Origin of the sequence: Rahnella sp. JUb53 (assembly GCF_004346065.1) — a bacterium.
In the GTDB taxonomy this organism is placed as follows: domain Bacteria; phylum Pseudomonadota; class Gammaproteobacteria; order Enterobacterales; family Enterobacteriaceae; genus Rahnella; species Rahnella variigena.
In genome coordinates, this window is sequence record NZ_SLYT01000001.1 from 956575 (window position 1) to 976897 (window position 20323).

At 53.4% G+C, this 20323-nt stretch carries 18 protein-coding genes; 11 read left to right on the top strand and 7 right to left on the bottom strand.

What is annotated here, in order from left to right; translation table 11 throughout:
* Positions 1-167: 167 nt before the first annotated feature.
* The 10 genes from EC840_RS04390 (at position 168) to EC840_RS04435 (ending at position 11413) form a co-directional block, all read left to right on the top strand.
* Positions 168-1763, top strand: coding sequence for an ABC transporter substrate-binding protein (locus EC840_RS04390; RefSeq protein WP_132964075.1), 1596 nt, complete (start codon positions 168-170; stop codon positions 1761-1763).
* The gene (locus EC840_RS04395) at positions 1760-2773 is read left to right on the top strand and encodes an ABC transporter permease (RefSeq protein WP_112288693.1); all 1014 of its coding nucleotides are present in this window, start codon (positions 1760-1762) and stop codon (positions 2771-2773) included. Before EC840_RS04390 ends, EC840_RS04395 begins: the two co-directional genes overlap by 4 nt.
* Positions 2770-3696, top strand: a complete 927-nt coding sequence (locus EC840_RS04400; RefSeq protein WP_112288694.1) for an ABC transporter permease — start codon at positions 2770-2772, stop codon at positions 3694-3696. The genes EC840_RS04395 and EC840_RS04400 overlap by 4 nt, the downstream gene beginning before the upstream one ends.
* A complete protein-coding gene (locus tag EC840_RS04405) occupies positions 3696-4526 on the top strand; it encodes an ABC transporter ATP-binding protein (RefSeq protein WP_095922004.1) in 831 nt (276 codons plus the stop codon). Before EC840_RS04400 ends, EC840_RS04405 begins: the two co-directional genes overlap by 1 nt.
* Complete coding sequence (locus EC840_RS04410) at positions 4523-5308, top strand: ABC transporter ATP-binding protein (protein ID WP_112288696.1); 786 nt, start codon at positions 4523-4525, stop codon at positions 5306-5308. The genes EC840_RS04405 and EC840_RS04410 overlap by 4 nt, the downstream gene beginning before the upstream one ends.
* Before the next feature lie 85 nt (positions 5309-5393).
* The gene (locus EC840_RS04415; RefSeq protein WP_132964076.1) at positions 5394-6941 is read left to right on the top strand and encodes a serine hydrolase domain-containing protein; all 1548 of its coding nucleotides are present in this window, start codon (positions 5394-5396) and stop codon (positions 6939-6941) included.
* A gap of 393 nt (positions 6942-7334) precedes the next feature.
* Entirely contained in the window at positions 7335-7811 is a 477-nt protein-coding gene (locus EC840_RS04420; protein WP_112288698.1) for a heme-binding protein, read from the top strand.
* Between the two features lie 78 nt (positions 7812-7889).
* Positions 7890-8474, top strand: coding sequence for a sugar dehydrogenase complex small subunit (locus tag EC840_RS04425; protein ID WP_129638269.1), 585 nt, complete (start codon positions 7890-7892; stop codon positions 8472-8474).
* On the top strand, positions 8467-10071 hold the full coding sequence (locus tag EC840_RS04430; RefSeq protein WP_132964077.1) for a GMC family oxidoreductase: 1605 nt from the start codon (positions 8467-8469) through the stop codon (positions 10069-10071). Before EC840_RS04425 ends, EC840_RS04430 begins: the two co-directional genes overlap by 8 nt.
* A gap of 22 nt (positions 10072-10093) precedes the next feature.
* The gene (locus EC840_RS04435; protein ID WP_132964078.1) at positions 10094-11413 is read left to right on the top strand and encodes a cytochrome c; all 1320 of its coding nucleotides are present in this window, start codon (positions 10094-10096) and stop codon (positions 11411-11413) included.
* A 46-nt stretch (positions 11414-11459) separates the two neighbouring features.
* Here EC840_RS04435 and EC840_RS04440 read toward each other — a convergent pair whose 3' ends face one another.
* Complete coding sequence (locus tag EC840_RS04440) at positions 11460-12566, bottom strand: GGDEF domain-containing protein (RefSeq protein WP_129638272.1); 1107 nt, start codon at positions 12564-12566, stop codon at positions 11460-11462.
* A 272-nt stretch (positions 12567-12838) separates the two neighbouring features.
* Here EC840_RS04440 and dauA point away from each other — a divergent pair, with 272 nt between their 5' ends.
* Positions 12839-14518, top strand: a complete 1680-nt coding sequence (dauA, locus tag EC840_RS04445) for a C4-dicarboxylic acid transporter DauA (protein WP_129638273.1) — start codon at positions 12839-12841, stop codon at positions 14516-14518.
* Positions 14519-14567: 49 nt separating this feature from the next.
* Here dauA and kdsA read toward each other — a convergent pair whose 3' ends face one another.
* The 6 genes from kdsA to hemA all read right to left on the bottom strand — a co-directional run bounded on the left by kdsA (position 14568) and on the right by hemA (position 20011).
* A complete protein-coding gene (gene kdsA / locus EC840_RS04450) occupies positions 14568-15422 on the bottom strand; it encodes a 3-deoxy-8-phosphooctulonate synthase (RefSeq protein WP_120162524.1) in 855 nt (284 codons plus the stop codon).
* A gap of 94 nt (positions 15423-15516) precedes the next feature.
* Entirely contained in the window at positions 15517-16326 is an 810-nt protein-coding gene (gene sirB1 / locus EC840_RS04455; RefSeq protein ID WP_112288705.1) for an invasion regulator SirB1, read from the bottom strand.
* A gap of 2 nt (positions 16327-16328) precedes the next feature.
* The gene (locus EC840_RS04460) at positions 16329-16721 is read right to left on the bottom strand and encodes a SirB2 family protein (RefSeq protein ID WP_112288706.1); all 393 of its coding nucleotides are present in this window, start codon (positions 16719-16721) and stop codon (positions 16329-16331) included.
* Positions 16722-16785: 64 nt separating this feature from the next.
* Entirely contained in the window at positions 16786-17619 is an 834-nt protein-coding gene (gene prmC / locus EC840_RS04465) for a peptide chain release factor N(5)-glutamine methyltransferase (protein WP_132964079.1), read from the bottom strand.
* A complete protein-coding gene (gene prfA, locus EC840_RS04470; protein WP_132964080.1) occupies positions 17619-18716 on the bottom strand; it encodes a peptide chain release factor 1 in 1098 nt (365 codons plus the stop codon). Before prfA ends, prmC begins: the two co-directional genes overlap by 1 nt.
* Before the next feature lie 32 nt (positions 18717-18748).
* On the bottom strand, positions 18749-20011 hold the full coding sequence (gene hemA / locus EC840_RS04475; protein WP_120162522.1) for a glutamyl-tRNA reductase: 1263 nt from the start codon (positions 20009-20011) through the stop codon (positions 18749-18751).
* Positions 20012-20323 lie beyond the last annotated feature (312 nt).

The following is a 20323-nucleotide window of genomic DNA, read 5'->3' on the forward strand; positions in this document are numbered from 1 at the left end:
CAGCAAAGAACAAGCACAGTACGCTTCACATTAGTTTTTTCGATATGAAACGTCGGGATGTGTAAAGCAACGGTTTTTCATTAAAGCCAGTTGCCCGGAGTTAAGTCAAGGGTTGGCCAACGTAATTTTTAATTTTACTTTTATATATCAACACGATGGGAGTAGTTATGGTTACCAGGCGTCAATTTGTTACCGGTTTTTCCGCAATACCTGTTCTGTCCTACCTGAAATTCGATGCTGTGTTTGCTGCCACACCGGCCTCAATTCTGGTGATGGCTATCCAGCTTGATATCATTACCAGTCTTGATCCGCATGAAAGCTTCGAGTCCGTGGGCAGTGAAATTACCGGCAATATGTACCAGCAACTGGTGAAACCAAAACTGGCCTCCCCTGATGAAATCGAAGGCGATCTGGCTGTTTCATGGACCGCTTCCGACGATAAAAAAACCTTCACGTTCAAACTCGATCCGAAAGCAAAATGGGCCGACGGAAAACCTGTCACTGCTGAAGACGCCGCATTTTCCCTGCAGCGTGTGGTGAAACTCGACAAGAGCCCGGCCTACATCATCAACCAGTTTGGCTATACCAAAGATAACGTCGACAGCCTGATTACCGCGCCGGACGCCGAAACGCTGGTGATCCAGACCACTGAACCTGCTTCTGAATCCTTCCTGCTGTATTGCCTGACCGCGAACGTGGGCAGTATCGTGCAAAAATCTGCCTGCCTGGCCAATCAGGCGGGTGATGATTTGGGTAACGCCTGGCTGAAGAAAAACAGCGCCGGTTCCGGTGCTTTCAAACTGCGCGACTGGAAAGTCAGCGAATCCGTGATTCTCGAAAGCAACAAAAACAACCCGCACGCAGGCAAAATCCAGCGCATCATCATGCGTCACATCATCGACCCTTCTGCCCAGTTGCTCATGTTGCAGAAAGGCGATATCGATATTGCGCGTAACCTGACTACCGAACAGTTACGTCCTCTGCTGAAGGACAAAAACTTCACGCTGGTACAGAAAGGCATTGCCGGCACCTTTATGCTTTCTGCCAATACCGCGCATCCGAATCTTGCTAAACCGCAGGTCTGGCAGGCGATCAAATGGGCAATCGATTACGAAAACATCCAGCAGCATATCGTGCCGCTGACCCACAAAATCCATCAGAGCTTCCTGCCGGAAGGTTTCCCTGCGGCGGTGAATACCATTATGTACAAACGTGATGTGGCAAAAGCCAAAGCGCTGCTGGCCGAAGCCGGTTTCCCGAACGGTTTTGAAATCACCCTCGATCACTACTCCGCCTCACCTTCTTCTGACATCGTGCAGGCATTGCAATCGAACCTCGCCGAAGTCGGGATTAAAGTCACGCTGCTGGCTGCCGAAAGCCGTCAGGTGCTGACTAAAATGCGTGCGCGTCAGCAGCAACTGGCGATGACCCAGTGGGGGGCGGATTACTTTGACCCGAACTCCAACGCAGAAGCCTTCTGCAGCAACCCGGATAATACCGACAAAGCCAAGAGCCGCACGCTGGCATGGCGTTGCAGCTGGCAGGATAAAGACATTTCAGATCTCAGCACCAAAGCGCTGAAAGAATCGGATCCGGCCACCCGCATCAAACTCTACGAAGAGTTGCAGACCAGACATATGGAAAACAGCCCGTTTGCCATCATGTTGCAACCCACCATGACCGCCGCCTGCCACAACGTGATTTCCGGCGTGGTATTAACAGTAATGAGCACCAGCCCTTACGAGAAGGTTGTTAAAGCGTGAGCAAGAGACTCAAAGGATTTCTGAGTACCTGCATCAGCGTTTGTCTTACTTTGTTTGGTCTGTCGGTGGTGACTTTTTTCATCGGTCGCGTGATGCCGACAGACCCGGTTCTGGCTGCGGTTGGCGATAATGCCCCGCAGGCAGTCGTCGAACGGGTTCGTCATGAAATGGGGCTGGATCAGCCCCTCTGGATGCAGTTCTTCCATTATCTCAGTCAGGTATTTCACGGTGACTTAGGCCGTTCTGCCCTGACCTCCAATCTGGTGACCACCGATATCGCGCGCTTTTTCCCGGCAACGCTGGAACTGGCGACGGCGGCTATTATTATCGCCGCTATTGTCGGTATTCCGCTGGGCGTCTGGGCGGCAACGCGTCAGGGCAGCTGGATTGATCAGACGATCCGCGTGGTATGTCTGGCCGGTCACTCCCTGCCGGTGTTTGTGCTGGCGCTGCTCAGCCTGCTGATTTTCTATTCCGCGCTGGGTATCGCGCCGGGGCCGGGACGTCAGGACATCATCTATCAGGACATGATCCCGCAGGTCACTGGTTTGCTTACCGTGGATTCGCTGCTGGCCGGTGACATGGGCGCATTTTGGGATGCCCTTGCGCATATGGCTCAGCCGGTGCTGATCCTCGCGTATTTCAGCATGGCTTACATCACCCGCATGACCCGTACTTTTATGCTCAACGCACTCGGCGGGGAATATGTGATAACGGCCCGCGCCAAAGGGCTTTCTGCGCAACGCGTCATCTGGAAACATGCTTTCCCGACGGTCGGCGTGCAGCTGATTACGGTGCTTGCACTAACGTATGCCGGTTTGCTGGAGGGCGCAGTAGTGACTGAAAACGTCTTCTCCTGGCCCGGCCTCGGGCAATACCTCACCGTCTCGCTGATGAATGCGGATATGAACCCGGTGATCGGCTCCACGCTGCTGATTGGCGCGATTTACGTGCTGCTTAACCTGCTGGCCGACCTTCTCTACCGACTATTGGATCCCCGCGTAAAATGAGCACTCTTCCTGTCACACCTCAACCCCGTGCGGGCAGCCGCGCCTGGCTGCTGGCGGATACACCGCATACCCGGACACAAGCCGTCTGGGGCCGTCGTTACCGCATCTGGCTTGGTCTTCGCAAAAATCCGCTGGCCGTTACCGGTCTGTTCACCGTGCTGATCGTCCTGCTGATTTCCATCTGTGCGCCGTGGCTGACCAGTTACGATCCGGGTGCGCAGGATCTGGCACACCGTCTGGCAAAACCGTCTTCCCTGCACTGGCTGGGGACCGACGAACTGGGACGCGATACCCTGAGCCGTATTCTTTATGGCGGACGTATCACGCTCGGGATGGTGATTATTGTGGTAGCGATTGTCGCCCCGCTCGGCCTGCTGATTGGCTGCGTGGCCGGTTACGCGGGCGGATTGCTTGACCGTATTCTGATGCGCATCACCGACATTTTCCTGGCATTCCCGCGTCTGATCCTGGCTCTGGCCTTTGTGGCTGCACTCAGGCCCGGTATCGAAAGTGCCATTCTGGCGATCGCCCTTACTGCCTGGCCGCCTTATGCCCGCCTCGCCCGCGCGGAAACCATGCAGGTGCGCGGCACGGATTATATTGCCGCCTGCCGTCTGACCGGCGCGACACCGGCGCGTATTGTGCTGCGCCATATCATGCCGTTGTGCGTACCCAGTCTGGTGGTACGCATCACGCTGGATATGAGTTCGATCATTATCACCGCTGCCAGCCTGGGTTTTCTGGGGATGGGCGCTCAGCCGCCGTCGCCGGAATGGGGCGCGATGATTGCCACTGCGCGCCGTTTCCTGTTCAGCGAATGGTGGGTGCCGCTGATCCCAGCCATTGCGATTTTTGTCACTTCACTGGCGTTTAACTTCCTCGGCGACGGCCTGCGCGACGTCCTCGATCCTAAGGAGAAATGATGCTGGTTGATATCAAAGATCTGCATATTACCTTTCAGACCAACAGCGGCAGTTTCGACGCAGTTCGCGGCGTATCGCTGTCACTGGGTAAAGAAAAGTTCGGGATTGTCGGCGAGAGCGGTTCGGGGAAATCCCTGACCGCACGTTGCCTGATGAACCTGTTGCCATCAAGCGCAAAATGCCGTGCTGAAACGCTGTCTTTCGACGGTATTGATTTGCGCAACGCCAGTGAAAAGCAGATGCGGCAGATACGCGGCAAACGCGTCGGATTTATTTTGCAGGATCCGAAATACTCGCTCAACCCGGTCATGCCCATTGGCAAACAGGTGGCGGAAGCGTGGCAGACGCATAAAGGCGGTTCGAAAAAACAGGCAATGAACGCCGCCATAGAACTGCTGGATCAGGTGCGTATCCGCGACCCGCATAAAGTCGCCGAACGCTATGCGCATGAAGTGTCCGGCGGTATGGGCCAGCGCGTAATGATTGCCATGATGCTGGCGCCAGATCCCGAACTGATGATTGCCGATGAACCGACCAGCGCGCTGGATGCCACCGTGCAGGCCGAGATTTTGCGTCTGCTGGATGATCTGGTTTCCAGTCGCGGCATGGGACTGATTCTGATCAGCCACGATTTACCGCTGGTATCCAAATTCTGCGACCGCGTGGCCGTGATGTACGCAGGCCGTATCGTCGAAACATTACAGGCGGGCGACCTGCTGAAAGCGCAACATCCTTACACCCGCGGGCTGCTGGAATGTCTGCCGTCGCTGAAACATCCGCGTGACAGACTGCCGGTTCTGGTGCGTGACGAAGCATGGAAAACCTCATGACTGACCAATCCCCTCTTTTCTATCAGGATGCAGATAACAGCAAAATTATTCTCAACAATCTGCGGATTGCTTTTGGCGAGACCGAAGTGGTCAAAGGCGTCAGCTTCAGCGTTGCGCCGGGCGAATGCTTCGGGATTGTCGGCGAAAGTGGCTCCGGAAAATCCACCATTTTACGCGCGCTGGCCGGACTGAATCAGTCGTGGTCAGGAGAAATGGTGATCGGCGGTGAAGATCAGCTGCCGGTACGCCAGAAACGCTTCTTCCGCCGCGTGCAGATGGTGTTTCAGGACCCGTACGGTTCGCTGCATCCGCGCCAGACCATCGACCGCATTCTCAGCGAACCTTTGATCGTGCATGGTTTTCTTAACATTGAGAAGCGCATAACCGATGCCCTGAGCGAAGTGGGTCTGCCGCAGGCGGTACGTTTTCGCTTCCCGCATCAGCTTTCCGGCGGACAGCGTCAGCGTGTCGCCATTGCGCGGGCAATGATTTCGGAACCGGAAATTTTACTGCTCGATGAACCGACTTCGGCGCTGGATGTGTCGGTACAGGCGGAGATCCTCAACCTGCTAAGCGACCTGCGTGAACGGCGGAAACTGACTTATATTCTCGTCAGCCACAATCTGGCCGTGGTAACGCATCTTTGCACCAGCATTGGCGTAATGATTGGTGGTGAAATGGTTGAGCTTCTGAGCGCAGACGATTTACGGACGGGCAACGTCACCCACCCGCATACAGCAGAATTACGATCGTTAAGTCTCAGTTTAGAGGAGCCCGAATAACCGTTGCACAAACGCACATTATTTCGGTCTCACGGGCAGTCCGGCTGCCCTCTTATTCACTGATAGACAGTCTGTGGAGATTCTCATGACCTCTGATTTACAGTGGCAAGCCGCTGAGGCGACAGCAAAACGCATTACTCAAAACTGGGATAAACCCGGCGAGCCCGGCGGGGCAATCACTCTTTTCGACAGTCAAACACTACGCGGTTTCGCCACCGGTGGCCTGGCCAATCTGACCACTTCGCAGCCCTTCAGCATTGATTCCGTGGTTCGCTATGCTTCAGTCACCAAGCATATTTTCGCGGCGCTGGCCTTACTGAAAAGTGATGCCGGACTCTCAACGCAAGACCGCCTCGGCCAGCATTTGCCTGACCTGAAACCGCCGATGTCTGAAGTGACTGTCGGTCAGGCACTGGACATGACGGGCGGGTTGCCAGATGTACGCGAAACGCTCTCCCTGCTGGGGATTTCGGTTTATAACGTCAGCGATGCGGAGGCGATTATGGAATTTCTCGCGCAGGACGGCGCGCTGAATTTCCCCGCTGGCACCGAGATTTCCTACAGCAATACCGGTTACCGGCTGGTGGAAGAAATCCTCAGGCGAAAAGGCATTTTGTTTGACGATTTGCTGGCGGAACACATCGCGCGTCCGCTTGATGTAGCCTTCCGCGCGCCGGAAACCTGGTTTGATATTGTGCCCAATCTGGTGCCCGGTTACTGGCAGGACACGAGCGGCTGGAAAACAGCGGTCGCCGGATTACATCTTTCGGCTTCCGGCAGTCTGACCGGCAGCGTACGGTCGCTTTCCGTCTGGCTGCAAAGCCTGCTGGCAGACAGCGGTCCGGGTGCAGGCGTGCTGAAAACGCTGACCGCGCAACGCCATCTGCACGGCAATATCCCTTCCGCTTACGGGCTGGGAACCACCTCGTCGCAAATCGGTGAACATACGGTTTACGGCCATGGCGGCTCACATGCAGGATACAAAACCTATTTCCTGCTTCACCCGCAACTGGACGCGGGCATCGCGCTGGTGTCCAACCGTGAAGATACCACTGCCTATACGCACGCACTGGAAGTGATGTCCGCATTACTCGCATCACCGCTTCCCGCCCGCAGCGACGCCCTGCCGGACGGTTTGTATTCCAGCATCGCCGATCCTTACTGGCTGAAAGTCAGTAACGGCACCGCCAGTTATCTCGGTTCCGCCGATAACTTGTATCAGGGCGAAGATGCCGGTGAGGCCATTACACTTTCGGCGCATATGCCGATGCGCTTGCGCTGGAATGGTCATGCCATTGAAGGGGAAATCGGCCACGCGCCACGTTACTTCCGGCCAATCGAGCCCAATGACTGCCTGAAGATGGTCCAGGGGCGCTGGTATCATCCTGAGTCAAAAGCCGCCTTTGATATCGACGGCGACAAACTGCGAACTGGCGTTGGCACTCAGCGCGCCAGCGGCCAGCTAACCTCGCTGGGGGCTGGCCGTTTGCTGGTGGAACTTCCCGACGGGCCTTGGAAAAAAACCTTCTGTCTTTATTTCCAGGGCTACAACGTCAAACTCGTCTCGAACCGCAGCCGCGTTCTGAGCTTCCGCCGCGATAAATGCCGCAGCAGCTGGCAACCGGGGCAGTAACACCGGACGATTTACTGCAAAGCCTCCCGTCGCGGAGGCTTTTTTTTGTTAACTTCATCACATTTCATTAATACAAACGGATCATCTGGTACATAACCGCACAAAATGTTCAGTCCTTATTTAACAAGGCCTGCAAGCCCGTTTTGCCTGAAATATCCTCACAACACCTCCTGAAAATTAGTTGCCATACGCAACCGTCACTTTTTCATGCTTGTTAATTGAATTAACATCTGGGAAACAAAATTCAATACCCGCTTCATCTGCATGGCATTAAGAAACACATCAAGTGTTCAGCTTATGACGCCGTTGAATTTTAAAGATATTGATTTAATGCAACTATTTTTCCAGATCTTTTTTAAGCAATGTTTTGCTACCGCTACAAGGGATGAGTCTATGTCTGTTAAAAAACACACAGCACGTGCTGTAATTTGTGCTTCCGCTTTATTATTCTCCGCCACTTCTGCTTTCGCCGCCGGGCATCCTCAGCTCGATAACGCGCAGACTGCTAAAGTCATCGACAGCGTAAAAGCGACCATTGCTGAGCAACACAGCACCGGTTGCGTTGCTGTTGTTGATGCGTCTGGTTCATTACTGGCATTCCAGCGTCTGGACGGTTCTCCTGCCGGATGCGTTGAGGCCTCCATCGGTAAAGCACGCACTTCAGCGCTGTATCACGCTCCTTCGCTGAAATTCATGCAGCGCCTGCAAGGCGGTGAAACCACCGTGCTGGCAATCCCGCACGCCGTGGCACTGGGTGGCGGCTTCCCACTGACCATTGACGGTGAAGTGGTCGGTGCAGTCGGTGTCAGCACACCGAAGCAGGACATCGATAATCAGTCATCAGAAAAAGCGGCCAGCGTCCTGAAATAACAGGCACTTTTAATTACTCCTTCTTGTTGACGGCCACGCCCGTGGCCGTTTTATACGGAACATTTACGGACTTTCAGCATGATCAATCTCTCTCGTCGCCGGTGGATACTCGGCACTGCGGGCGTCATGGTTGCGGGTATCGGTAGCCAGATGCTGGGCGGTGGCGTATTTGCCACCCTCGCCCATGCCGCGCCACCGCTGGCTTCTGCTGTGACAATGCCTGACAGTTTTATGGCACTTTCTAAACAGCTTACCGGCATGGACACGCTCGAACCGCACCTCGCTCAGGCGCTCTACAGCTGGCTGCATCAGTCACAAAATAATCAGTCATCAAATAATGCCCAGCTCGACACGCAGCTGGATGCCCTTTCGGCGCTGATCACCACGCACAAAAATGTGGTCGGCGATGATTTGCATCAGTTGCTGGCCGCGCAACCGGCAGAGCTGGCGCAGCTGTATCAGCAACTGGTCAGCGGCTGGTATCTCGGTGTGGTTGGTCAGCCCGGCAGCCAGAAATGTATCGGATTCGAAAATATCGTCAGCTATCAGTTGCTGAAAAATAACCTGCTGCCGCCAAGTTATGCGCCGGGTGAACCGAATTTCTGGGTCAACAAGCCTGCTGCACTGCAACAAAATTTCACGGAGGTGATTGCTCATGGCTGATGCACTGAATGCAGATGTCGTTGTTATTGGTGCGGGTATCGCCGGTTCGCTGGCTGCGCTGAAAATGGTGAAAGCCGGCGTTTCCGTGCTGATGCTCGATTCAGGGCCGGTGATTAAACGCGATGAAGCGGTAGAACTGTTCCGTCAGTCACCGCTGAAAGGCGATTTCACCGAGCCGTATCCGCCGAAACCCTGGGCTCCGCAACCGAAGTTCCAGCCAAAAGATAACAACTATCTGATCCAGAAAGGCCCGGATCTCTATGCTGCGCAATATCTGCGTGGTGTCGGCGGCACGACCTGGCACTGGGCGGGACAGGCGTTCCGTTTGCTGCCAAACGACATGAAGATCAAAACGCTGTATGGCGTGGGTCGCGACTGGCCAATCAGCTATGAAGAGCTGGAGCCGTATTACACCGAAGCGGAAATTCAGATGGGGGTTTCGGGTGATGATGCGCTGGACTCTCCGCGCTCGCAGCCTTATCCGCTGCCGGGTATTCCGCTGCCTTACGGGTTCGACCGTATCAGTAAACGCATTGCCAAACTCGGTTACATTTTGGGTATCGGCCCACAGGCGCGCAACAGTATTCCTTACGATGGCCGTCCTGCCTGCTGTGGCAACAACAACTGTATGCCGGTCTGCCCGATTGACGCGCAATATCACGGCGGTATTTCCGCGCGCAAAGCCATTGAAGCCGGTGTACGCGTGATTGCCAACGCCGTAGTGTACAAAATCGAAGCCAATGACAGCGGTGAAATCGTGGCCGTGCATTATCTCGATGCAGACAAAGTGACCCACAAAGTCACCGGCAAACGCTTCGTGCTGACCGCCAACGGCATCGAAAGCCCGAAACTGCTGCTGATGTCCACCAGTGACAAATACCCGGACGGCATCGCCAACAGCTCCGGTATGGTCGGCCGCAACCTGATGGATCACCCGGGCACTTCCGTTGAATTCTATGCCGATGAACCGGTTTATTTCGGTCGCGGCCCGATGCGTCCGGGCAGTATCAATAATCTGCGTGATGGTGATTTCCGCCGTGATCGCTCTGCGTTACGTATCGACGTCGCCAACACCTCGCCGGTGCGTTATCTGACCGAGCGCCTGGTACGTCAGGGATATTACGGCAAAGCGCTTAACGACAAACTGACCTACCAGTCCGAGCGTTTTATTCAGCTGAAATGCCTGCTGGAAATGCTGCCGGAACCTGAAAACCGTGTGGTTCTGAGTAAAACCGAAAAAGACGAATGGGGGATCCCGCGTCTGGAAGTTCACTACAAATTCCCGGACTACGTTCACCGCGGTTATGACCAGTCGATGCTCGACTTCCAGAAAATCGTCAAAGAAATGGGCGGCACCGAAGTGGTGTACAGCAAGCGTGGCGTTTACGACAACAACCAGCACATTACCGGCACCATGATCATGGGCAGCGATCCAAAAGATTCCGTGGTGGATGGAAATTGCCGTACGCATGACCACCCGAACCTGTTCATCGCCGGGACCGGCATTATGCCTTCTGCTTCGACAGTGAACTCCACGCTGTCCGGAACCGCGCTGGCATTACGTATGGCTGACGCGGTGCTGAAAAGCCTGGCCTGATTGATTTTCTGAGGATTGAGCAATGAAAATGAAATTCGTGCTGGCGGCGCTGCCGTTAATGGCAGCAGCCGGCGCCTGGGCTGATGATGCTGCAGGCAATGCGGAGATGATTAAACGCGGTGAATATCTGGCAATAGCCGGTGACTGTACCGCCTGCCACACCGCGCCGGGTGCAGATAAAACCGCGAAGTTCGGCGGCGGTTATCCGCTGGCATCCCCTTTCGGGGTGATTTACGGCACCAATATTTCTTCTGATAAGGAATTTGGTATCGGCAGCTGGAGTGATGATGAGTTCGTCCGCGCGGTGCGTGAAGGCGTCGGCAAAGACGGACAACAGTTGTATCCGGCAATGCCTTACGATTCATTCACCAAAATGAAGCGTGAAGACGTTCTGGCGATCAAAGCCTATCTGATGTCGCAACCAGCAGTACATTCCGCCGGGCCGCAAACGGATTTGTCTTTCCCGTTTAACCAGCGCTGGGGCATGCGCGTGTGGAAGATGTTTAACTTCGACAAAGGTGAGCTGAAAAACGATCCGTCCAAATCAGCGGACTGGAATCGCGGCGCGTATCTGGTGGAAGCGCTGGAACACTGCGGCACCTGCCATACGCCGCGCACGCTGACCATGGGCATGGATACCGATAAAGCGTTTTCCGGCGGTGATTTAGGCTCGTGGGTAGCGTTTAACATCACGCCGGACAAAAACGCCGGGATCGGCAACTGGTCGCAGCAGGAACTGGTGACTTACCTGAAAACCGGTTTTGTGGCGGGCAAAGCGTCAGCTTCCGGTGCAATGTCTGAAGCCATCGAGCACAGTTTGCAACATCTGACAGACAGTGACCTGAACGCGATTGCGACCTATATCCGTTCGGTTCCGGCGATTGGAGATGACAAGCAAACCAAACCGCGCGATGCATGGGGCCAGAAAAGTCAGGACGTATATCCGCTGCGTGCTGAAGGTCAGACAATTGACCAGTCAGCCGCCGCCCTGTTTAATGCCAGCTGCGCAGCCTGTCACGGCAAAGGCGGTGAAGGCAGCGGCGAGGGATTCCATGCGTATCCGTCGCTGTTCAGTCATACCAGCACCGGTTCTTACGACAACAGAAATCAGGTTTCCGTTATCCTTAATGGCGTGCAGCGTCATATGGATAAGGGCGAAATCATGATGCCGTCGTTTGCCAATCAGCTGAATGACGAGCAGATTGCAAAACTGAGTAATTATGTCAGCATGCAATTCGGAAATCCGGCAGCGGCGACTGTCACCGCCAAAGATGTCGCAAAAATGCGTAAAGCGGCTGATCTGAACTATCCGCCGAAAATTGAAGAAGGCACACAGAAGTAATCTGCTTTCTGATAACAAACCCAGGGAGCCTTTTAAGGCTCCTTTTTTACATTCTGGGATAATGACGTTTCGTCCCGAGCGTAGACAGGGTCAGGATCGAGCTGGCGACCACGCGGTTTTTGCCCTGCCGTTTGGCCTCATATAATGATAAATCCGCCAGTTTTAGCGACTTGCGGATAATCATTCCCGGCAAATACAATGACACGCCCAATGACACCGTCACTTTAAGTTCCCTGCCATCTTCCAGAATGATCACGCAGTTTTCGACTTCCTGGCGAATGCGTTCCGCTATAGCCAGCAGCGTCGGCGGGTCATAAGCCGACGTCATGACCAGAAACTCCTCGCCGCCGTAGCGCCCGGCGAAATCTTCATTGCGTGTCAGGTGGCGTAATAAACGTCCTACTTCAATTAATACCCGATCGCCCGCCAGATGCCCGAGGGTATCATTCACCCGTTTGAAGTTATCGATATCGAGCAGAATTAAGCCGCAGGCTTCCCGCTGCGTTTGCCGCTGCGCCAGCCAGTAATCAATACTGGCCCGGTTGTTAATTTGCGTCAGTTCATCAGTCGCCGCTTTCACGCGGATGGTGAACACTTTGCTCATGTAGATTTCTTTATAATTCAGCGCGTGATAACAAAGGATCATGCAGAAAGCTGCCACCAGCTGATAACAAATCAGCGCCGTCCACGGCACCTTAATGCCATGCAATCCTGAAACCAGCGCCAGACGGAAAATACCGATCAGCACAATGGTAATGTAAAGTTCACGGTGTTTCCGCCGTTGCCAGACACGGAATAAAAACAGGGTGCAGAGGATTATTGCGATAAAGAGATTATTAAGCGTGAACATACCGCTGAAGAAAAATGCCACGACATAACTGGATAACCCACTGAGCCAGCCGCCGAAAAAAGTGACTAAAATCATCGGCAACATTTCAAAACTAAACGAAAGGCTGTCCGTTAGCGCCAGCTGATTGCCCCGCAAATAGAGCGACGTGATGCCCGCCACCAGGCCAAAGGCCAGCCGTTTCCAGTACGACCCTTTGAAGGTGAAAGGCTCACTGCGGCTGAGGACAAAAAAGCTGACCGAAAGCGTGGCGTACGTGACACAAATATCCGCATACAGGCTGGTCAGCGAAAATATATCCGGCATAATTAAATGCGTCCTCTCACGCTATTACCTGTCGATTCACGGGTATTAACATAAATATAGATGATGAATGCCTTCGTCGTATTCGTATGTGAAATAACTGGCAGCACATCACATTGCCACCCGTTACAATAAAACGAAGACTACGCAGGAAAGTGTTATCGAGTCTTGATTTATATCTACGTAACCCGAGTCAGACCGGCGTAGGCTATGACTTTTCCGGTGACGGAATACCGGGTTATTATCAATTCTTCTCCCCAGGTGGTTTACGCCCTATGAATATCTCAGGAAGTCGCCGCATCAGACTTTTCAGTGCTCTGACCGACGCCTGTTTTCGTGAAAAATATACCTTTCAACGTTTACTCAAAGACGCCATTGCGGGCGTAACTGTCGGGATTATCGCTATCCCTCTTGCGATGGCGCTGGCCATTGGCAGTGGCGTTCCGCCGCAATACGGGCTTTATACCTCAGCGGTAGCCGGGATAATTATCGCTATCTTCGGCGGCTCTCGCTTTAGCGTATCAGGCCCGACCGCGGCATTCGTGGTGATCCTCTATCCGGTTTCGCAGCAATTCGGCTTATCCGGCCTGTTGCTGGCGACACTGATGTCCGGCTTTATGCTGCTGCTGATGGGGCTGGCGCGTTTTGGCAGGCTGATTGAGTATATCCCGTTGCCCGTCACGCTCGGGTTTACCTCCGGCATTGCGATTACCATCGGGACGATGCAGTTCAAGGATTTCTTTGGTCTGACGATGGCGACGGTACCTGAACATTATCTGAGTAAAGTGGCCGCTCTGGTGATGGCATTGCCGACGCTGGATATGGGTGATGCGGCGATTGGCATTGTGACGCTCGGGGTCTTAATCCTCTGGCCGAAACTGGGATTGCGCGTTCCCGGCCATCTTCCGGCGCTGCTGGCAGGTTGCGCGGTAATGGCGATTTTCATGCAGGCCGGACATCCGGTTGCGACTATCGGTTCCCGCTTTCATTTCCTGTTACCGGATGGCTCGCAAGGTAACGGCATCCCGCCTATCTTGCCGCAATTCGCCCTGCCGTGGACTCAACCCGATGGCAGCGGACTGAGCTGGTCTCTGGTGCAGGCGCTGCTGCCCGCTGCGTTCTCCATGGCAATGCTCGGCGCAATTGAATCGTTACTGTGCGCCGTGGTTCTCGATGGGATGACCGGCAAGAAACACCATTCGGACAATGAGCTGATCGGTCAGGGTATTGGCAATATGGTCAGCCCGTTCTTTGGCGGCATTACCGCCACGGCAGCCATTGCCCGATCCGCCGCTAACGTTCGTGCCGGTGCGACATCGCCGGTGTCTGCGGTGATCCACTCGTTGCTGGTGATCCTCGCCCTGCTTATTCTCGCGCCGCTGCTTTCATGGTTACCGCTGGCAGCGATGGCCGCGCTGCTGCTGATGGTGGCGTGGAATATGAGCGAGGCGCATAAAGTGGTGGATATCCTGCGCCGCGCACCGAAAGACGACATTCTGGTGATGCTGACCTGCATGAGCCTGACGGTGCTGTTTGATATGGTGATTGCCATTACTGCCGGTATCGTGATGGCGTCTTTACTGTTTATGCGTCGGATAGCGAAACTGACGCGGTTGACGGAAGTCCCTGGCGAAACGGCGGAAAATACGCTGGTACTGCGTGTTAACGGTCCGCTGTTCTTCGCTGCGGCTGAGCGCCTGTTCAGTGAATTACAGGCACGCAGTTCCGGTAAGCAAGTGATTGTCTTGCTGTGGGATCGTGTGGCTGTTCTCGATGCCGGTGGTGTTAACGCGTTGCAGCACTATATCGACGGCTTACCGGAAGGTACCGAACTGCGGCTTGCCGAAATCCCCTTCCAGCCACTGAAAACTATGGCCCGTGCCAGAATGCATCCGGTTGAAGGAAAACTCAGTTTCTATAGTTCTCTGCAGGATGCCCTTCACAATCACCACTAAACGAAAAGGCGACCCGAAGGTCGCCTTTGTTTTATCTGGCTGAGACAGATTATTTGCTGGTATCGAGTGCCGGGAAGCTTTTCACCAGATCGTCGATAGCTTTCATTTGCACCAGGAACGGCTCCAGTTTGTCCAGCGGCAATGCAGAAGGACCGTCGCATTTCGCGTGTTCCGGATCTTCGTGCGCTTCGATGAACAGGCCTGCAATACCGACCGCCATACCTGCGCGTGCCAGTTCTGCTACCTGAGCACGACGACCGCCGGATGCTGCGCCAAACGGGTCACGGGTTTGCAGGGCGTGAGTCACGTCGAAGATGACCGGATGACCGCCAGTGGCGTTGATCATCACGTTCATGCCCAGCATGTCGACAACCAGATTGTCGTAACCAAAGTTGCTGCCACGATCGCACAGGATAACCTGATCGTTGCCGCCCTCTTTGAATTTATCAACGATGTTACCCATCTGACCCGGGCTGACGAATTGTGGTTTTTTCACGTTAATGACTGCGCCGGTTTTCGCCATGGCTTCAACCAGATCAGTCTGACGCGCCAGGAACGCTGGCAGCTGGATCACGTCAACCACTTCAGAAACAGGCTGTGCCTGCCAGGATTCATGAACGTCAGTAATGATTTTTACACCGAAAGCTTTTTTCAGTTCCTGGAAGATTTTCATGCCTTCATCCAGGCCCGGACCGCGGTAAGAATGAATAGATGAGCGGTTGGCTTTATCGAAAGACGCTTTGAACACGTAAGGAATACCGAGTTTCTGGGTCACGGTGACGTAATGTTCACAGACGCGCATCGCCATATCGCGAGATTCCAGTACGTTCATCCCGCCGAACAACACAAACGGCAGATCGTTGGCGACTTTGATGTCCTGAATGCTAACCACTTTATGTTTCATACTTTGGCCTTTTAGTAAAAAATCCTTCATCTGAATCTGCCACAACTGGCTGTTTTATCAACATTTATCAGATGGAACGAGAGGTAATTATAAATTAATGCAGTGTCACTTGCTTGTGCTCAATCGAGTGGATCTGCACTTTAATCACTTCTGAAATCGGGTCTTCCGGGCACTGTTCAACGAAATAGTTAAGATCGTTGATCGCCACATGATCACATTCCAGCTGGGCGTAAATCAGCCCACGGTCACGGATTTCATACGGGTCTTCCGGGTCGAACTGTAATACGGTTTCACTGGCACGAAGAGCCAGTTCAAACTGTTTTTCTTCCATCAGTGCGGCTTTAAGCGTGTCGAGCATTTTACGCACGATAAGCGTGTTTTCCGCTTCATCGAGATCATCATCTTCGATTTCCGCCGTCACGCCCAGATTGCCTTTCAGCCACACATTGAGCATGTGTTCATTGAGCGTGTCGCCGTTGATAGGATTGAGCAGCCACATTTCTTCATCGAGCCAGTCGGCACGCATGATAAGTTGTGTCGGGAAAATAACCGGCATCAGCGGCAGATCAAGCTCATGCGCGATATGCAGGAAAATCACCCCCAGCGAAACCGGGGTTCCCTGGCGTGATGACAACACTTTGTCTATCCAGATAGCGTCAGACAGGCGATAAACGCCCCCCGCGCCACCAAAACCCCAGGTACGGTAAAACAGTTCAATCAACACTTCGAGCTGCTGATCCTGATCAAGATCCGCAGGAACGACGCTGCGCGCTTCATCAACCAGCAATTGCAACTGATGGCGAACTTCGTCCGGATTAAAATCAAAACGCACGGATTCTGTTACTTTGATCACCCCGGCACTGAGCCGGGCGGTGTTAAATTCAAAATCAGCAAGGGTACTCATAGTTATCCCATTAGCAGCGGTATTTTCGTCAGCGCCAGTTTAAGAATCACATACAGGCAAGCAAGCGCCAGGATAAAGGCCAGCCAGCGGGTTTTCTGACTCACTGGTCGCTTGCTCAGGGCTACAAAACCCAACGCAATATAGATAATAACGCCAAAAATCTTTTCGGTCAGCCAGGTTCCCTGCGGGCTGAACGGATAAAAGTGTGTGATGAAGATAAGCGAAATACCACTTAATAGCAGTAAAGTATCCACAATATGTGGAACAACCTTCACCCAGCGTTTCTGCATCATAGCAGAACCCGCCCATTTCCAAAAAAATCGCAGGACAAACAGCGTAATGCTCAGCGTGATTGTCAGCAAATGCAGATTTTTAATCCAGACATACGACGCCATTGTCTGTTTCCTTTCTGTCAGTTGTTCTTAAAGAGTGATGCTGTTAGAAATTGATAACGAGTCGTTATGGCTGCCATTGTCCCAGGCTGACGCGATCATTACCGCCATAATCTTTGATGGTCATCACCTGCTGATAGCCGGCATTCTGGAAAAGTCTTTGTACATCCGCCGCCTGTTGCCAGCCATGTTCAAGCAATAACCAGCCGCCTTTCTGAAGATACGCGGGTGCAGCGGCAATAATATGTGCGAGATCAGCCAGACCGGCATTATCTGCCACCAGTGCGCTCGCGGGCTCAAAACGCACATCTCCCTGAAACAGATGCGAGTCCGTGGCATCAATATAAGGGGGATTACTGGCAATCAGCGCAAAGCGTTCTCCGGCAACCGGCGTAAACCAGCTGCCCTGCAAAAACTGCGCATTCAGGATGTTTAGCTTCTGTGCATTGTACTGCGCCAGGCTGACAGCATCGGGTTGCAGATCAATCCCGGTGACCTGGCAGTCAGGCCGTTCACTGGCTAAAGCCAGCGCGATAGCACCGGTGCCGGTCCCTAAATCGAGAATACTGACAGGTTCAGACGGCAGACGTTCCAGCGCCTGTTCGACCAGACATTCGGTATCAGGACGAGGAATTAATGTGGCAGGAGAAACAGAGAGAGGCAGCGACCAGAATTCGCGTTCGCCGGTCAGATACGCAACCGGCTCACCCTGCTCACGTCGCGCCAGCAGGGTTTCGAGCTGTTGAAGCTGTTCAGCAGAAAGCTGTGTTTCACCAAAAGCCATGATGAAAGTTCTTGCCCGGCCAGTCACAAAGCCGAGCAGGATTTCAGCATCACGCTTCGGGCTTTCCCCCGCAGCAAGACGACCGGTGGCATCACGCAGCCAGGACTGAAAATCCATCAATCCTGCTCTGAAAGTGCGGCGAGCTGATCGGCCTGATACTCCTGCACGATCGGCTGGATAAGACTGTCCAGTTTACCTTCCATCACTTCATCCAGACGATAAATAGTCAGGTTGATACGGTGATCGGTAACGCGGCCCTGCGGGAAATTGTAGGTGCGGTTACGGTCTGAACGATCGCCGCTGCCGAGCAGGTTACGACGTGTTGAAGACTCTTCAGCCTGACGTTTCGCCATTTCAGCAGCACGGATACGCGCTCCCAGCACTGACATCGCTTTGGCTTTGTTTTTGTGCTGAGAACGTTCGTCCTGACATTCCACCACGATACCGGTGGGAATGTGCGTAATACGGATAGCCGAATCGGTGGTATTAACGTGCTGACCGCCCGCGCCCGATGAACGGAACGTATCGATACGCAAATCGCCGGCGTTGATTTCTGGCAGTTCGGCTTCAGGTATTTCAGGCAACACCGCTACGGTACAGGCGGAGGTATGAATACGCCCCTGAGATTCGGTTTCCGGTACACGCTGAACGCGATGACCACCTGACTCAAATTTGAACTGGCCGTAAGCACCTTCGCCACTGATTTTGGCGATCACTTCTTTATAACCGCCGTGCTCACCTTCACTGGCGCTCACGATCTCTACACGCCAGCGACGCATTTCGGCGTAGCGGCTGTACATACGGAATAAGTCACCGGCGAAAATAGCCGCCTCATCACCGCCGGTTCCAGCACGAATTTCCAGGAAACAACCGCGTTCATCGTCCGGATCTTTTGGCAGTAACAGAAGCTGTAATTTTTCTTCGAGTTCTTCGATATTGGCTTTGCACTCTTTGATCTCATCCTGCGCCATTTCGCGCATTTCTTTATCATTAAGAGCAGGATCGTTGAGCATCATCTCAGCGGTTTCTAAATCTTCCTGTGCCTTACGCCAGGCCAGAAAACATTCAGAAACAGCCGTTAACTGTGAATATTCGCGGGAAAGACTGCGGAATTTATCCTGATCGGCAATGACGCAGGCATCGCCAAGCATCGCCTGCACTTCTTCGTGGCGCTCTTGTAACGCTTCCAGTTTGGCAACAATAGAAGGCTTCATGCGTGGTGTTTAACCCTGTGAGAAAAGGAGAACTATTGCTGACCCAGCCCGAGGCTGTCGCGTAAAATTTGCAAACGCTCCACATCACCGTCGCTGGCTGCCTGTTGCAGAGAACGGGTTGGCGCGTGAATAAGGCGGTTTGTCAATTTATGGGCTAATTCATGGATCACCGCTTCGACGTCAGCGCCCTGCGCAATGGCGGCGAGAGCTTTTGCTTGTGCGTCGGCGCGAATAATATCAGCACGTGAGCGATAATCACGAATAATTTCAACGGCTCCCTGCGAACGCAGCCAGGCCATGAAGTTTGAACTCTCCTGCTCCACGATAGTTTCAGCCTGAATGGCCGCCGCTTTGCGTTGTGCAAGATTGTTTTGAATAATGCTGTGCAGGTCATCGACGCTGTACAGATAGACGTTCGCCAGTTTGCCGACTTCCGGTTCGATATCACGCGGAACGGCGATATCCACCATCAGCATTGGCTGGTTACGGCGGGCTTTTAATGCACGCTCGACCATACCTTTACCGATAATCGGCAACGGACTGGCGGTGGAACTGATTATGATGTCGGCTTCAGCGAGGCGGGAATCGATATCCTGCAGGCTGATCACTTCTGCGTTCACTTCCGTCGCCAGCGACTGCGCACGTTCGCGCGTACGGTTGGCAATCATCATGTGACGCACATTATGCTGATGAAGATGACGCGCAACCAGTTCGATGGTTTCACCCGCACCGACCAGCAACACATTCACATCTGAAAGGGATTCAAAAATCTGACGCGCCAGCGTACAGGCGGCAAACGCCACAGAAACGGCGCTGGCACCGATATCCGTTTCAGTACGGACACGCTTGGCCACCGAGAAGGATTTCTGGAACAGACGTTCAAGTTCACCGGAAACGGCCTGACCATTTTGCGATTCCGCAAAGGCTTTCTTCACCTGCCCGAGAATTTGCGGCTCACCGAGAACCAGCGAATCCAGTCCGCTGGCGACGCGCATCAGATGGCTGACGGCTTCATTATCATGATGCCAGTAAAGGCTTTTGCGGACTTCATCTTCACTCAGATGATGGTAATCGCATAACCACTTAACCAGCTGTTCCTGCAGATTTTCCTGCTGCTCAACGCTGAGATACAACTCAGTGCGGTTACAGGTAGACAACACGACTCCGCCCTGCACCAGCGGTTGCTGGAGCAGACTGGAAAGCGCCTGATCGAGAGTCTCGGGTGAAAATGTTACCCGTTCACGCAGAGACACCGGGGCTGTTTTGTGGTTGATACCTAATGCAAGCAGGGTCATATCGGGAGCGGTTATCGGCTTATACTTTATAATAGTATGGGTTTACGTCTGCTGCGCATTCTACAAGATGCGCGAGATCAATAAAAGGCGAACAGCACCTTCGGTTAAATATGATGTGGGTTTATTTCTGATCTCGTTGTAAAACCGCACAGAAAGCGGCTTGTAGCCTAATTTAGGTAATGTGTCAGCCGAGCCGTTTTTCCAGTTATTCATCTTTATTAAGCTCCGTACTGCCCCAAAATGCCCCAAAGATCATCTCAGGGTAATCCCGCGCTGCGGTGATTAACTGCCATCAATAATGAATCTCTGAAA